Annotated in this window: 13 protein-coding genes; 10 read left to right on the forward strand and 3 right to left on the reverse strand. The window is 47.1% G+C overall.

The genetic code is table 11. The features are described 5' to 3' along the window. Positions 1–54: 54 nt before the first annotated feature. The 10 genes from ACO08K_RS02625 to ACO08K_RS02670 all read left to right on the forward strand — a co-directional run bounded on the left by ACO08K_RS02625 (position 55) and on the right by ACO08K_RS02670 (position 7,795). Complete coding sequence (locus ACO08K_RS02625) at positions 55–978, forward strand: helix-turn-helix domain-containing protein (RefSeq protein WP_421794837.1); 924 nt, start codon at positions 55–57, stop codon at positions 976–978. 65 nt (positions 979–1,043) lie between these two features. Next, positions 1,044–1,499, forward strand: a complete 456-nt coding sequence (locus ACO08K_RS02630) for a hypothetical protein (RefSeq protein WP_421794838.1) — start codon at positions 1,044–1,046, stop codon at positions 1,497–1,499. A gap of 12 nt (positions 1,500–1,511) precedes the next feature. Further along, on the forward strand, positions 1,512–1,838 hold the full coding sequence (locus tag ACO08K_RS02635) for a DUF3817 domain-containing protein (protein ID WP_421794839.1): 327 nt from the start codon (positions 1,512–1,514) through the stop codon (positions 1,836–1,838). Positions 1,839–1,975: 137 nt separating this feature from the next. After that, complete coding sequence (locus ACO08K_RS02640) at positions 1,976–2,803, forward strand: hypothetical protein (protein WP_421794840.1); 828 nt, start codon at positions 1,976–1,978, stop codon at positions 2,801–2,803. 171 nt (positions 2,804–2,974) lie between these two features. Then, on the forward strand, positions 2,975–3,907 hold the full coding sequence (locus tag ACO08K_RS02645; RefSeq protein ID WP_421794841.1) for a sugar phosphate isomerase/epimerase family protein: 933 nt from the start codon (positions 2,975–2,977) through the stop codon (positions 3,905–3,907). Between the two features lie 3 nt (positions 3,908–3,910). Continuing rightward, positions 3,911–4,492 carry a Crp/Fnr family transcriptional regulator gene (locus tag ACO08K_RS02650; protein WP_421794842.1) on the forward strand — a complete coding sequence of 194 codons (582 nt, stop codon included), beginning with the start codon at positions 3,911–3,913 and terminating at the stop codon, positions 4,490–4,492. A 112-nt stretch (positions 4,493–4,604) separates the two neighbouring features. Next, positions 4,605–5,195, forward strand: coding sequence for a YceI family protein (locus ACO08K_RS02655; protein ID WP_421794843.1), 591 nt, complete (start codon positions 4,605–4,607; stop codon positions 5,193–5,195). A 448-nt stretch (positions 5,196–5,643) separates the two neighbouring features. After that, the gene (locus ACO08K_RS02660) at positions 5,644–6,195 is read left to right on the forward strand and encodes a carboxymuconolactone decarboxylase family protein (RefSeq protein ID WP_421794844.1); all 552 of its coding nucleotides are present in this window, start codon (positions 5,644–5,646) and stop codon (positions 6,193–6,195) included. A gap of 70 nt (positions 6,196–6,265) precedes the next feature. Continuing rightward, positions 6,266–6,907, forward strand: coding sequence for a pyridoxamine 5'-phosphate oxidase family protein (locus tag ACO08K_RS02665; protein WP_421794845.1), 642 nt, complete (start codon positions 6,266–6,268; stop codon positions 6,905–6,907). Positions 6,908–6,922: 15 nt separating this feature from the next. Beyond that, complete coding sequence (locus tag ACO08K_RS02670) at positions 6,923–7,795, forward strand: helix-turn-helix domain-containing protein (RefSeq protein WP_421794846.1); 873 nt, start codon at positions 6,923–6,925, stop codon at positions 7,793–7,795. Between the two features lie 74 nt (positions 7,796–7,869). On the opposite strand, the gene ACO08K_RS02675 is transcribed toward ACO08K_RS02670, so the two are convergent. The 3 genes from ACO08K_RS02675 to ACO08K_RS02685 form a co-directional block, all read right to left on the reverse strand. Next, complete coding sequence (locus tag ACO08K_RS02675; RefSeq protein ID WP_421794847.1) at positions 7,870–11,217, reverse strand: DUF4175 domain-containing protein; 3,348 nt, start codon at positions 11,215–11,217, stop codon at positions 7,870–7,872. Positions 11,218–11,350: 133 nt separating this feature from the next. After that, entirely contained in the window at positions 11,351–14,002 is a 2,652-nt protein-coding gene (locus tag ACO08K_RS02680; protein ID WP_421794848.1) for a M1 family aminopeptidase, read from the reverse strand. A gap of 170 nt (positions 14,003–14,172) precedes the next feature. Further along, positions 14,173–14,955: an alpha/beta fold hydrolase gene (locus ACO08K_RS02685; protein WP_421794849.1), complete on the reverse strand. Its 783-nt coding sequence runs from the start codon at positions 14,953–14,955 to the stop codon at positions 14,173–14,175. Positions 14,956–15,083 lie beyond the last annotated feature (128 nt).

Here is a 15,083-nt window from a genome sequence, read left to right on the forward strand (position 1 = left end):
TGATTTTACGGCAGCAACACCAACATAAACAAATGACTCCCTTAGCTTTGCAGCATGAGGGAGTCATTCATACCGGTACTGGACAATCAGGCTTTTTTAAATCGTTTCGGGGAGGCAAGTGCCTTTTTTTCCACCATCGACTTCAGCCGTTTTACCATCGTTCCGCTGGAAAACTCCTGGTCTGCACTCCAGCATCCTTTCCCCATGCCTGCGGTTCGTTCCACCAATCATGATTTTATTTTTATCACCGGAGGTGCCACTACCCGTATGCGAGGGATGGATACTTATGACCTTGATCGGGGCAAAATCCTGTTCATGCCCGCTTACCAGGTTTCGCGGGTCATGTCGATGAGTAGGGACATTACTGGTTTTTTTGTCAATTTCAGTGCGCATTTTTTGGCTGAAAAATTGCAGCAAAAACAACCGCTGGCTCCTTTCCCTTTTTGGCAAGCCCAAGCCCCGGCCATGTGGACAATGCCCCTGGAAAAAATAGAGGATTGGACCAATGCCCTTCAACGTATGCTTGATCTTTCCCGCAGCAATCACCCCGATCGGGAACACCTGGTCGTTCACCTGTTGCTGACCTTCTTTTACGACATCAAACCTTATATACAACCCAATGTCCAAGCAGGCAGCTCTGCGGGCAGTGCAGCCCAACTCGCCGAACGTTTCAACAAGGTGCTTAGTGAACAATTTGATCCTCAAAAATCGGTAGCCGACTATGCCGCGCTTTTCCATGTTTCACCCAATCACCTCAACAAATGTGTACGGCGGGTGTTTGGGAAAACCTGTTCAGAATGTATTGCCGAGCAAAGGCTGTTAGAGGCTAAAATGTTGTTGCGGCAAACTGCTGCCTCCTTGGGGAGTATCGCCGAACAATTGGGTTTTGCCGATTTGACTCATTTTGGCCGTTTTTTTCGTCAAAAAACGGGCTACAATCCTTCAGATTTCCGCAAGGTGATTGATTTTGCTGAATAAATGCCGGGTTTGTACTAATGGTTTGCTTGATTAGAATCCGATTTTTGCCTTAAATAGTATTGCCTATGTATCACCTGATCCTTACCCACTCGATTCTGCGTTACCTCGTTTTATTGAGCATCCTCCTGGTCATTTACCTGGCCTGGGAAGCTTTAGTTTTTAAAAAACCGTACACTCGCCTACACCGCATGGCAACATCCAGTGCTTCAGGCATTAGCCATTTACAATTGGTGGTAGGGTTTGTAGTGTACTTTTTCAGCCCTACTGCTCAATCGTTTTGGCAAAATAAGTCCATGCGCTGGAGTGATGGGCTGTTTTTTGCACTGGTGCATTTTGGATTAATGAGCGCGGCCATAGTGATTCTTACAGTTGGAGCGGCTTTGGCCAAGCGTGAGGTGGACGAGCGCCGCAGGTTTCGGATTTTATTCAATTATTTTGTCCTCGCTTTATTCATTATTTTGGTCGCAATTCCCTGGCCGTTTTCGCCTTTGGCACAACGTCCCTGGTTTCGATCATTTTAAAAATCACCCGCTATGTTATCCTTACTTAAAACGCCACTGGGGCGATTGCGTGTCATTGCTTTCGCCGAAGGCATGTCCTTTTTGATTTTGTTGTTCGTCGCCATGCCGCTGAAGTACATCTGGCAGTACCCACAGGCAGTTCGCAATTTCGGCTCTTTGCACGGACTGCTGTTTGTGCTGTATATCCTGCTCGTGATTCTGTGTAGCATCGAGTACCGCTGGAAGTTCTGGAAGATTGGAATCCTGCTGTTAATTTCGGTGATTCCGTTTGGAAACTTTTATGCGGATAAACATTATTTGCGCACGGATGATCCATTGAATTCGCCAAAAGAGGGTTGATTATTTTTGATTTGGTACGTTAAAGAAGCCCTAAAAAAACGTTAAAGCATTAAATCCCAGTAACAATCGCCAACGGAAATCGTCTTTGCATTTGTCCTCCTATTTAAAAACCGATTCATAATTCAAAAAACTTTCCAATGGTTAAGCAAACATGGTTTTCCGTTTTAGGCCTGATGGGCTTATTCCTCCTTACTTTTAATGCTTGTACCAAAGACGAAAATGTAGACCTGAGCGAAGACGAGAGCGTGGAAATGGCCAGCCGTGCGCTCAAAAGTCAACAATTGATTGGCACCTCATTTGGCATTGCCACTCGGGGTGCAGCTGAGGTGGATGGCCTGATCAACAACACGCCGGAAATCCGTACGGACTGTGGCACGATTACCGTTACTCCCGCCGATTTAAAGACCTTCCCCAAAACCGTGGTGATAGACTTTGGCACAGGTTGCACCGACGTAGATGGCAAAACCAAAAGCGGCAAGGTGACAATGGTGGTGGGTAAACTTTGGCAACCCAACTCGCTGGTGACCTTGCAGTACGAGAATTACAGCGAAGATGGGGTAAAACTGGACGGCAAATTCAGCTTCAGCAACAGCAGTACGAACACTGCCGGCGTTTACCAGATCAAAGCCGATAAGGTGAAAATCACCGACGCCAAAAACGAAACCTGGACCTGGAGTGGTGTTCACGATTTCACCCAAACCCGGGGCCACGCGACCTGGTGGGACTGGAGTGATGACGTGTACGATGTAACGGGCAATATAGACGTACTTTTCCCCAACAACGAGGTGGTTACCTGGAACATCGATCAACCGCTGGTGAAGGCCAACAACTGCTACTGGGTAAGCAAGGGCTTGGGCTTGTTGAAGCTGAATGGCAAGGACATTCAGGTGGATTACGGCAATGGGACTTGTGACAATGTCGCGGTGTTGACCCTGAATGGAAAGACGTTTACGATAAAACTGTAATGCTCGGCGGGTAGAGACGCACGGCTGTGCGTCTCTTGCTTCTTGGGCAGTGTGAGACGCACAGCCGTGCGTCTCTACAATTTTGCGTTTCCTCCAATGATCAGTGTAATTCAATGTTTTGGGTCTCTCCTTTTTTTTATACTTTGGGTGGTTCAAAATAATTACTCTGCCATGACACCCAATCGCCGCCAATTTCTCAATCTGGTTGCCGGAGCATCTGCTGCTACGGTATTGAGTTCTACCCAATCCGAGGTATTTGCCCCCTACCCCACGCCCATTGCGGCCAATTCCTACAACTGGTATACTTTTTATGGCCGCGACAATAAAAATTGGGGCGAAGACCTGGATGCTTGCCTGGCCGATTTTGCCAAAACCGGACTGAAGGCTTACGAGCCTAGTTTTAATGCGCCCGAAGAGGTAATTAAACTCGGCCCGGTGCTCAAAAAATACCAAATCGCCATGCCCTCGGTGTATGTCAACAGTGTTTTGCACAAGGCGGATGAAGCGGCCAAGTCTATCTCCGCTGTGTTGGCCATTGCCGATGAGGTCAAAAAACTGGGCACGAAAATAATGGTGACCAATCCTACACCTATACGCTGGGGAGGAGATGAGGTCAAAACCGATGAAGAATTAAAATTGCAAGCGGCTAGCCTGGACAAACTGGGGGCAGCCTTACGGCAAAAAGGCATCACCCTCGCCTACCATACCCACGATGTGGAAATGAAAGCGGGTGCCCGCGAATTCCACCACATGCTGCTGAATACCTCACCCCTGAACATGTCCTTCTGCTTTGATGTACACTGGGTGTACCGGGGTTCTCAAAACTCGCAACTGGCGGTGTTCGATGTGTTGAAATTGTATGGCAAACGGGTGGTGGAACTGCACATCCGACAGTCGGTTAATGGGGTATGGTCCGAAACGTTTGGCGATGGGGACATTGATTATCGGCGCTTCGCGGGGGAGTTGAAGAAGCTGAAATTGCAGCCACATCTGGTCATTGAGCAATGTGTGGAGGATAAGTCGCCGCATACCATGGATGCGGTGAAGGCGCATGTAAAAGACTTGGCAGCAATTCGGGACGTGTTTCAATCCATCTTGGGTTAAGTCATGCGAGAAGCGTTGATCATCCAAAACATCAGCCGACACATTTCCCTAAATGAGGCTGAGTGCAATTATTTTTTGTCTTTGCTGGAGTTCAAGTCCCTGAAGCGCAAAGGGTTTTTGATCCAACCCGGAGAACTGTGCCGATATGAACATTTCATTACCAAAGGTTGCCTTAGAACTTATACCATTGATGAGAACGGGTTCGAACACATTTTGATGTTCGCCATCGAAGATTGGTGGACGGGCGATTTGTACAGTTTTTTGACCCAAACTCCAGCCAGCCTTTTTATCGACGCACTGGAGGACACTGAGCTTTTGGTCATTTCCAAACATAATCTTGAAAAGCTCTACGTTGAAATCCCAAAATTTGAACGTTTTTTCAGAATCATTCTCCAAAATGCCTTCGTAGCCCAGCAACAACGCATCAATCAAAATTTATCTTTCAGTGCCGAACAGCGTTATCTACATTTCATTGACAAATTTCCAACCCTCGAGCAGCGCATTCCCCAACGTCAAATTGCGGCTTACCTCGGAATTACCCCCGAATTTTTGAGCATGATTCGCCGAAAATTGGCCCGGAAATAAAGCCTTAAACTACTTTAATTTTTTTCAACTGCGTTACCCGTTGTTTTGTGGCATCAAAAGGGTCTGCACAAACTTATACCAAAACCTTGCAGGCTTTTTAAACAAAACAACCATGAAAAAAGCAATGTTAATTGGCCTGATGGCCTTATCTTTGGTTGGCACAGCGGCCAAAGCCCAACAAACCACCTGGCAGTTGGACAAATCTCATTCTTCCATCCAGTTTGCCGTTGATCATTTGATCATCTCTGAAACAACGGGGAAATTTGACGATTATACCATTCATGTCCAAGCCGACAAGCCAGATTTCACTGATGCCATTTTTGATTTCAGCGCCCAGGTAAAAAGCATCAACACGCAAGACGCCAAGCGGGATGAACACCTCCGAAGTCCTGATTTTTTTGATGCAGGCAAATACCCTAATCTGGTGTTCAAAGGGAAAAAACTGGGCAAGGTCAAAGGCAATGAATACAAAGTATACGGCGATCTGACCATGCATGGCATCACCAAGCCAATTGTGTTGAACGCCAAATTTGGGGGCATTGTCAAAGACCCCTGGGGCGGCACGCGTGCCGGGCTCAAAGTGTGGGGCGATTTGGATCGTTATGTTTTTGATTTAAAATACAATACAGCCCTGGAGGCTGGTGGGCTGGCCATTGGCCAAATGGTGAGGATAACTTGTAATGTGGAATTGATCCGGCAGTAGAAACTCAGCAGATGCTTAACATGAATCATCCCGAATTCTGAAACCCCAAACCGCGGCAGCGGTTGAATCTTGAATAGCCGCGGTCGTCCGCGGATTTAGCCGTTTTGTGGTGTGTCGCAACCGCGGCAGCGGTTGAACAAACTGAGGCGCAATTCAACCACTACCGCGGTTGTGAAACATTCCGCTTAGAATTTTACTGCGGACGACCGCGGCTATTCAAGATTGAATCACTCCGTGATTCTAACTGCTACAATCCACAAACTGCCCCTTGATGTCCATCTTTTCTCCAGCCCCCAAATCCCTCCCAGGGAAAATCGTCCATGCTCTGGCGTCAATCCTGCATTCCTTCCACGGGCATTTAGCCTGAATTTTGTGTCATCATTCAGCGGCGAAGCGGCAAGTCTCTTTAGCCTTTGATTTTTAATCTTTAACCACTCAAAGAAAAAAAATGACACAGTTCAATGTTCCAACCCGTGATCAAGTCAGTGAAAACAACCAGGTGATTTTTGATCAATTAAAAGCAGCACTTGGGTTCGTACCCAATTTGTACGCTACCATTGCCTACTCCAGAAATTCCCTTGGTAATTATTTGCAACTCCAGAATGCCAAAACCTCTTTAAGCAAAAAAGAAAAAGAAGTCATTAATCTGGTGGTCAGCCAGGTCAATACCTGTGAATATTGTTTGGCTGCCCATACGGTAATTGGAAAAATGAATGGCTTTACCGACGAGCAAGTGCTGGAACTGCGCAGTGGGTATGCCTCCTTCAATCCCAAACTGGATGCTCTGGCGCAATTGACCAAAGTGATCGCAGCAAACAAAGGCCGTTTGAGTGAAGAAGCTCCGTTGGATGCCTTTTTCGCAGCAGGTTATACCCAGGAATCTCTGGTAGACCTGATCATGGTGATCGCCGACAAAATTGTGATGAATTATCTGCATAACCTGACTAAAATTCCGGTTGATTTCCCCGCAGCACCAACTCTGGCGACGGTTGAAGTGTAAACGAATCCAGGCTCCCTAACTGATGGTTTGGTTAGGGAGCAAATGCCGAAAAAGACCGAAAATTAAAATAATGGCACAAAATTATGCAAAGCTGGCTTTTACCGATGCGGTAAAGGCGCTGCAAGAAATACACGGTAGCCGGAAAACTTATGCTCGCATGGAGCAGTTCCGCCACACCGATGGACTATCCGAGCAGGAAATTGTGTTCATCACCGAACGGGATAGTTTTTACCTGTCCAGCATTGGTGAGAATGGCTATCCATACATCCAGCACCGGGGAGGGCCCGCCGGGTTTATCAAAGTGCTGGACGCCAACACGCTGGGCATAGTCGATTTTGAAGGCAACAAACAATACATCTCGGTGGGTAATCTGCAAACCCATCCCCAGGTTTCTATGATCATGGTGGACTACCCACGGCAGGCCAGGTTAAAATTATATGCCGATGCCAGAATTGTTGAACTGAAAGATGACCCCGCGTTGTTTCAGCAACTGGACCCTGCGGACTATCCACACCGGCCCGAGCGAATGATCTTGTTCGAGATCCAGGCATACGACTGGAATTGTCCCCAACACATTACGCCCCGCTATACCCTGAGTGAAATTCAGGCGGCATTTGCACCCCAACAAGCGTATCTTGAGGCATTGGAAAAAGAAGTACTGAAATTGAGGGCTGCCCCAAAAAATCAAGTTATTGCTCCGGAGGGAGTGTAAGAATTTATAATGTACATGCACACACACTTTACCTTGCACAACCCCCAGAAGGGAAACCTGGCCTTTCGAATATTCCCGTTTGAAGATGCCAACCCGTTTGAGGAATTGCAACGACTCAGCTATTTCAGCATCATCCTGATTAAATCCGGTCAGGCACATTTGACGGCTGATTTTACGGAGTATGACCTATGTGCACCGTCTTTAATGGCTTTTTCGCCTTATCAGCCATACCGTTTACAAGCAGAAGGAGCCCTGCACGGTTGGGCCATCAATTTTCATCCCGAGTTTTTCTGCATCTTCAAACACCATCAAGAGATTGCCTGCAATGGGCTTTTATTCAACAACATTTATCAAGTTCCTTACCTCGATTTGGAAGCATCGGACGTGGTGCATTTTGAAGGCTTGATCGAACAAATGGTGGCTGAAACCCAAAAGGCTGAACTCGCTCAGTATGAATTGTTGATCGCTTACCTGAAAATTGTGTTGATCAACGCGGTACGTTTAAAGATCAATCAACAACCTGAGGTTAAAGAGGCTATGTCCAATTTGAAAGAACCTTTTGTGCTCCAAAAGTTAAAAGATGCCATTGAAGCCCATTACCGGACCAAACATTCGGCAAGTGATTACGCGGAAATGCTCAACATTACCCCCAAAGCCTTGGGCAAGATCACCAAAACTCATTTTCAAAAGACCTTGACCGATTTAATCAGCGACCGAATCGTCATTGAGGCGAAAAGAGAGCTCTACCTCAGCGCCAAATCCATCAAGGAAATTGCTTACGAGTTGGGCTTTGACGACGAGTTTTATTTCAGTCGGTTCTTCAAAAAACGGGCAGATATTTCGCCTCAGTATTATCGGGATACGGTAGGTTTTGCGGCTGCGGTTTGAGGGAGCTTGTAGGGCAAAAAAAAAGCGCATAAGATCAGGTCAACTGCTTATGCGCTTTTTTTAGAAAGGATGGCTTACTCCCCTTTCAAGGTCTTGAAATACTCTTCCACCAAAGACTTGTAATAAGGCTTCAATGCGGGAGAAACTGTTTTATACGTCTCTACCTCCGAGCGACGTTTTTTCAGGTATTCCTCAAGAGCAGGTGGTGATTTACGTTGATAATCCTGGGCGGAATCCGATTTGCGCTTTTCATCCAATTCGCGTTCGCGCTCGGCTTTTTCGTGTTCGAGCAGGCGCGTTAGGATGTCTTGCTGGCGCTTGAGGGTTTCGTTGCTCAGTTTTTTATTGACCAGTTCGGTTTCGGTTTTGTCCATCTGATCCAGGATGTCTTGGAGCTCTTTGCTGCCTTTGCCTTGCTGCTGCAATTTGCGCTGTTGCTTCTCTAAGGCTTTGCGAATGGCTGCTTGTTTGGCGGCCATTTGGGCAAAATCCTTGGCATTGGGGCCTCCCTCGCCATCTTTTTGGTTCATTTTTTCACGGGCATTTTGCATCTCCTTGTTGAGTCCTTGCTGCCCGGGCGACATTTTATCCTTGGGAGTATTGCCCTCCTTACCTTGTCCTTGATTTTGTTTGCCTGGATTGGGGCAAGATTGGCTGCCCGACATCATGCCCGACATTTGTTGTTGCATGTTGTTGAGCACCTCACTGAGCATCAGTGCCAGGTCGTTGAGGCCCTTCATGGTGCGCTGCTGGCGATCGGCGGCCATTCCTTTTTCACGCTCTTCCAGCAGTTCGATGCTTTCGCGCATGTTGGTTTTGATTTCGCCTACTTTTTCGGTCACGAAAGACTCGATTTGGTACACCCTTTTACTCAGGGCATTGAGGGTATCTTCGGCTACGCGGAAGTCGTCCTTGATTTTGAATTGGCGCTGCACCTGCTGAACGTAGCGTGGCGTATTGATCTCGGTTTTTTTCAAGCCATTGATCAAGTCTTCCTCGTCAAAGGACAAGCCTACCAGGTTTTCGAGCAATTGGCGCAACATTTTCATGTCCTCCTGCATTTGCTCCATTTGGTTCGACTGCATTTGGGAGCGCATTTTGTTGGCCTTGTTTTTCATCTTCTGGGCCGCGCTCTTTTGTGACTTGGAGGACTTGCTGTTCTGGTTTTGCTCCAGTTGTTTTTCACTGTCCTTCATGTCTTCTTTGATGTCCTCCATCCCTTCTTTGGGGTCATCCATTTTTTGAGGATTTTCGAGTTCTTCGTTTTTCTTCTCGATGTCCTCCATTTTTTTCTCCAGGTCTTCCAACTCCTTCGTCAGCTCTTCCTGCTGTTTTTCGAGTTGTTCGTTGGATTCTTTTTTATCCTCGGTTTTTTCACTCAGTTCTTCCTGTTTTTTGGCCATTTCGTCCAGCTTGTCGGCGGCCTTATTGATTTCCTGTTCCAGTTCCAGTTGTTTGAACAGCTCTTCCATGCGTTCCAACTCATTCTCACGCTGCTCATTGCGGTCTTTCATCTCCTCCATCATTTCCAGGGCCTGGTCTTTCTCCATTTCCTGCATGAGTTTTTCGATTTTTTCCATGAGCTCTTTCATCTCTGGGTCTTCCAGCGATTCCATGAGTTGTTCCAGCATTTCCTGCTTTTCCTTGGTTTCTTCCGGCGTTTCGCCTAGCTGATCCTGGTTTTTCTTGTTTTCCTCAAAAGCTTTTTGGGCTTCCTTGATTTGTTTTTCCAGTTCTTTTTGGCGCTCCAGCAGTTTTTCTAATTGCTTGCGGGTTTGCCAATTGATGTCTTTTTCCTGCAAGAGTTTTTCTTGCAAGCGACGGATTTCCTCCTGCAATTTTTTGGCTTCGGCCAAAGCATCTTTCAGGTTGTCCTTGATTTTATCGTCGTTTTGCTCGGCGCGTTTTTCCATTTCCTCCAAGGTAGGCATGGAGAACACCATTACGCCGGTACGTGCAGCTTTGCTGCCATTGACGGCGTCGTTGTCTTTGATTTCAAAGTAATAACTCAGTTCGTCACCAGGTTTCAGGCCCAGTTCCATGGCGTCGAAGGAATAGTCAAAAGTGGTGCTTTTGCCTTCGGGGCGTTGGATGGTGATGGACTGCAGCTGGCCCGGGTCACTTTTGGCTTTGCGGATGCGGTAGTTGAAGGTGAGCACGCGCAAACCGTAGTCGTCGCTGGCTTCGCCTGCAAAATATTTGGCATTGGCATTGGTGCTATCTTCAAAAGCTTGGGCCCGGATTTCGGGGTATTGATCAGGGATGATGGTCATGGAATAAGTCACTGAGTCTCCTTTGGGCAGGGCCGCATTGGAAACGATCAGTTTGTAAGTCTCATCCAACATCGCTTTTTTGCCAAACAAAAACAGGTCATCACCCTGGCGAGTAGCCAATTGAGACTTGTTGCTGCGCGAAAAACGCATTTTGATGGCCTCAGTTGATTCTGTGTTGAAAATCCACTGCACCTGGGTACCTACCGGCAGCACCAGATCGCCGATGCTTTGCAATACCTCATCCGTACGGCCGATGTAATCCGGGTAATTGAGTTTGACCTGGAAATCGCGGATGTTCGGCTTTTTGATCACCTCAAGCAAATAATTGCGTGAATCAACACCTCCACCCCGCAAGGTAAAGCGTACATCTTTTTCCACTTTATTGAAGCGGTAGCTGAACTCATTGGGACTGGTTTTGCTCATGCGGTATTCATAGTCGTCAACAACAATGAACACGTCATTGGGCAGGATTGCACCATCTACTTTGATTTCCAAATCGTAGTCTTCGTATTGAACTACGGTCAGTTTTTTTTCATCCAGCTTGAATGCAAATGGGGCCGGGCGCAAAAACTCTTTACCATTTTGAATCAAACGTTGGGTACTATCGCGAATGACTGAAGGAGCGGCAAACAACAACACCAAAAGCACCAAGAGGGGGGGCAATGCATAACGCAGGTACTTGCGGTTTTGAGCCAGATTGATGGCAGCCTGGAAGGGAACAGGTTTGATTTCCTCCGATTTTTGATTGATACTCGCCAGAATCAACTCTTTGTGATCTGCCTGACTCGCTTGTTGATTGAGTTGGAGGATATTGAGCAGTTTGTCCTTGACATTGGTGAAATGTTCCCCAATGATGGAGGCTGCTTTTTCGTGGCTGATGACCCGCCCCAGGTGAAAATAGCGCAAGAGGGGATCAATGACCCAATTGCCCAAGGCAAGGCCGCTGATGCCTAAAAAGGAATAAAACAGGATTTTTCGCCCGGTGGTATCGAAGTAATAAAAGTACTCCAACACTGCTGCGATCAGGAACAAGCCCAGGATCGTGCCAACGCTGTACAAAGCGCCGCGGATCAGCTTGTTGACATAATATTTGCGAATGAAAGCATCGAGCTTTTCAATCAACAGTCGGTAATTGTCTTGCATTGCCATAAATCCCTCACTTAAAGTCAACTAATTAACGCTACAATATAACGAAAGGAACGTGTGAAAACCAAATTTCCACACGTTCCTGACGGCTAACTTACCTAATAGACAACAAAAAAATCTCAAAGCTGGTTGAAAATTATTTAATCACTGGCAATTGGTCATAAACAGATTTCAATTCAGCGTTGGTTTCTTTGCTTTTGATGTCCTCGATTATTTTGGTGATGCGATCAGCTGTGCTCGATAAGGTGGTTTTCTCCGTACCCGAGGCGCTACGCGCTTTGACCCGAAAATCGTTGCGCAAGTCATTCAGGGCTTTAACTGCACCAAATTTGCGCCACAGTGATGGATCACTGCTCGTACCAAAATTCTTCAAGGTCTCGATGGTTTTGTCAATGGTTGCCTGATCCCCAGCTGAAGCCAGAATCTGATAACTTTCGAAGAAAGAAATAGCCGTGAAGCCGTCCACATCTTTCAAACGCTTTTCAAAAAATGGCAGGTATTTGGCATCGCCTTTGTCGGTATAAATTCCAGCAATGGCTTCCAGGAGCGGGCCTTTCGCCGTTTCACCCAGTTTTTCGGCCAAGGCCAAACCTTCTTCTTCGTTTTCCTGATAAATGATCCCCAAGGCGCTGGCGCGTACACTAGGAGCCTGTTCTTTTTCAAAGGCAGCTTTGGCTACTGCCAAAGTTTGTGGATCGCCAGTATCAGCCAATGCAGACAAGGCCTTGGAGCGAACCTCAGAGTGTTTGTCATTCTGAGCCAGATCGCGCAATTTGGTCATCAGCTCTGGGCTGATTTCCTCAGGCAAATTGTCCAATGCAATGGAGCGAATGTAGTAAAAACGATCGTTCAATGCTGTGTTCAAAAGGCCAGCCACCTGGTCGCTTTCCAGGCCGATCAGGCGTTCGATGGCCTCGTTGCGGTCCATGAACTTGGGAGCGTTTTTGAATTGAAAGACCAGTTCCTCCTCGGTTTTATTGTCTTCAATTTCCGCCAAAAGTGCCCGGTCTGCATCAAAATTGATTAGGTCAGGTTTACTGCTGGCTGGGAAGCGGAAGGTTTGTTCCCGCTGGTCTACCCGAATGTCGTGGCGGGTGCTGCGACCATTGGCGTATACGTCCACCCCAACAGGAATTACAAATACACCCGGAACGCCTTTTTCACTCTGGGTTTGGCTCACTTGCACTACCGCTTCTTTAGCTGCTGCATCGTAGCTGTATTCGATGTTCAATTTGGGATGGCCTGCGGCGAAATACCATTGGTTAAAAAACCAGTTGAGGTCTTCGCCACTCACTTCCTCCATGGCCAGGCGCAGGTTGTGTGCTTCTACGGCTTTGAAGGCATTTTGGGTCAGGTAGTTTTTCAGTGCGGTAAAAAACACCTCATCACCCAAATAACTGCGCAGCATGTGCAAGGTCGCACCACCTTTATTGTAGCTGTGCGCATCGAACATGTCGTCTTTGTCTCGAACCCCAAAATGAATCAAGGGGTGAACGCCACCCGCCGCAGAACCGAGGTAGCCGCCTTGCTCGGTAAGCAGGTGGTGATCGGCATAATCGGAGCCGTATTTGTGTTCGAACCAGAGGTATTCAGAGTAGTTGGCGAAACCTTCATTCATGGTCAGGTTGGGCCAGCTTTCGCTGGTCACGTAGTCACCAAACCAGTGGTGGAACATTTCGTGGGCAACGATTTTATCATTGGAATCGTCGATGAGTTCCCATTTGTGTTTTTGGATAAAGTCACCAAAAACAACCGCCGTGGTGTTTTCCATTGCGCCCGACACGTAGTCGCGCACAATGATTTGGGAAAACTTGGGCCAGGGGTAGTTCACACCCAGTTTGTTCGAGAAAAACTCCAACATCTCCGGGGTGTGGGCAAAAATATCGCGGGCATCGGCTTCGTATTCCGGCTCCACGTAGTAGGCTACTTCGATGTTGCGCCACTTGTCTTTCACCACTGCAAAATCGCCTACGGCCAGCATAAATAAGTAGGGCGCATGAGGCAGATCCATTTTCCAGTAATCGGTACGGGTACCGTCGGCGTTGTTGGTAGAGGTAGTCAAAATACCGTTGGAAAGGGTTTTGAACTTTTGCTCTACGGTAACATAAAGCTCCTGGGTGCAACGCTCGTTGGGGCGGTCAATCGTTGGAAACCAACGGGAATTCCATTCGGTTTCGCCTTGGGTCCAAATTTGTTGGGGTTTGCCCAATTCTTCGTTGCGAGGGTTGATGAAAAACAAGCCTTGATTGGAAGTGATGGCATCGCTACCACCGTCGGCTTTGGGGCGGGCGGTGTATTCAATGTAGATGCTGTATTCTTCATTGCGGTTGAAGGAACGACCCAACTGGATTACAATCTGTTGATTGTCTTCGTAGGTGTATTTCAACTGCTGGTCTTTGCCAGCGAATTGCACTTTTTTGAACTCCATACCCTTGGCGTCCAGGGTCAAGGTTGAAGTGGGATTAAAGAAGGGTTTGAGGCGCAGGGTTACCTTGCCGTATACTTCTTCTTTAGCCCAATCAAAACGCACGTCAATTTTGGTGTGCAGCAAATCATTTACCCGCTTGGCAGTAGGGCTATAGGGGGATAAAGTTGTTTCTACTTCAACTTCTTCTTCTCCTTCTCCTTCTCCTTCTCCTTCATCCACACTGGACTCAATATCCAGGGTATCCAGATCCACCTCGGCAATCAATTCCTGGGCAGGTTCGGTTTTAGTTGTGACAGGTTTTTGGGTTGAGCACGCACCCACAAACAAGGTGATGCACAACAACCACAAGATTTTTTTCATGCTATGTTCAATTTTTACCGCGAAAAATAAGAATGATAGTTTGTAACAAAATCACCCGCTGTGGGGGATAAAACAGTTGAGGAGTTTAGAAGTTGAGGAGTTTAGAACGGTAGCGTCTAAATCGCTGCGGTAGCCTAAACTTCTCAACCCCTCAACTCCTCAACAGGTGTCTATTTGCTTACCGTTACCAAGCCGGACACCTCCTGGAGGAATGCCGACAAGTGACGATTGAATTCTTCTTTTTTCTCCATCATGGGTGCGTGACCACAAAATTCGATCAGGTGCAGGCGTGAATGGGGGATCATTTCGTGAAACTTCTCACCTACAAAGGCTGGTGTCACCTGATCCTGGCGGCCCCAAATGAGCAGAGTCGGTACTTTGATGTTGTGTAACTTATCACCGAGATTGTGCCGCACTGCCGATTTAGAGGTAGCAATGACTCGAATGGCCCGGTTGCGGTCGTTGACGATGCTGTATACTTCGTCGATCAGTTCATTGGAGGCAATGGTCGGATCGTAGAAGGTATCCTGGGTTTTTTTCTTGATGTATTCGTAGTCACCACGTTTGGGGAAACTATTGCCCATGGCGCTTTCAAACAAACCTGAACTACCCGTCAAAATCAAGGAAGCGATTTTTTCCTGATGCCCTAATGTGTACAACAGCGCAATGTGCCCACCCAAAGAATTGCCCAACAGGTGCACTTTGTTGTAGCCTTTGTCTTTGATAAAATCGGCAAGGTGATCTACCAGCCCCATCACGGATACTTCCCGGATAGGCAGTTCAAACATGGGTAGAATGGGGATCACCACATTGTAAGACTGGCCGAAGGCGGCAATAATCCCTTCAAAATTGCTCAAAGCGCCAAAGAGGCCATGCAGCAGAATGAGGGTTTCTTCTCCGCCCTTGGTTTCAATATATGTGTATTTACCGTCCTTAATGGTAGGGTATTCCATTTATACTTATGCGCTAGGTGACAAAATAAAATTTCTGCAAACCATTAGTTCAAGGGGTTTAAACTAAGCTTTTTTTGCTTAAACGCAAAAATAGGCTTTTAAATTTGTTTGGCAAAACGATGGAGCGC

The organism is Haliscomenobacter sp., from assembly GCF_965225875.1.
In the GTDB taxonomy this organism is placed as follows: domain Bacteria; phylum Bacteroidota; class Bacteroidia; order Chitinophagales; family Saprospiraceae; genus Haliscomenobacter.

Coding starts and splice junctions, on each gene's coding strand:
- ACO08K_RS02625 (WP_421794837.1), top strand. CDS start 55: ATGAGGGAGTCATTCATACCGGTACTGGACAATCAGGCTTTTTTAAAT.
- ACO08K_RS02630 (WP_421794838.1), top strand. CDS start 1,044: ATGTATCACCTGATCCTTACCCACTCGATTCTGCGTTACCTCGTTTTA.
- ACO08K_RS02635 (WP_421794839.1), top strand. CDS start 1,512: ATGTTATCCTTACTTAAAACGCCACTGGGGCGATTGCGTGTCATTGCT.
- ACO08K_RS02640 (WP_421794840.1), top strand. CDS start 1,976: ATGGTTAAGCAAACATGGTTTTCCGTTTTAGGCCTGATGGGCTTATTC.
- ACO08K_RS02645 (WP_421794841.1), top strand. CDS start 2,975: ATGACACCCAATCGCCGCCAATTTCTCAATCTGGTTGCCGGAGCATCT.
- ACO08K_RS02650 (WP_421794842.1), top strand. CDS start 3,911: ATGCGAGAAGCGTTGATCATCCAAAACATCAGCCGACACATTTCCCTA.
- ACO08K_RS02655 (WP_421794843.1), top strand. CDS start 4,605: ATGAAAAAAGCAATGTTAATTGGCCTGATGGCCTTATCTTTGGTTGGC.
- ACO08K_RS02660 (WP_421794844.1), top strand. CDS start 5,644: ATGACACAGTTCAATGTTCCAACCCGTGATCAAGTCAGTGAAAACAAC.
- ACO08K_RS02665 (WP_421794845.1), top strand. CDS start 6,266: ATGGCACAAAATTATGCAAAGCTGGCTTTTACCGATGCGGTAAAGGCG.
- ACO08K_RS02670 (WP_421794846.1), top strand. CDS start 6,923: ATGCACACACACTTTACCTTGCACAACCCCCAGAAGGGAAACCTGGCC.
- ACO08K_RS02675 (WP_421794847.1), bottom strand. CDS start 11,217: ATGGCAATGCAAGACAATTACCGACTGTTGATTGAAAAGCTCGATGCT.
- ACO08K_RS02680 (WP_421794848.1), bottom strand. CDS start 14,002: ATGAAAAAAATCTTGTGGTTGTTGTGCATCACCTTGTTTGTGGGTGCG.
- ACO08K_RS02685 (WP_421794849.1), bottom strand. CDS start 14,955: ATGGAATACCCTACCATTAAGGACGGTAAATACACATATATTGAAACC.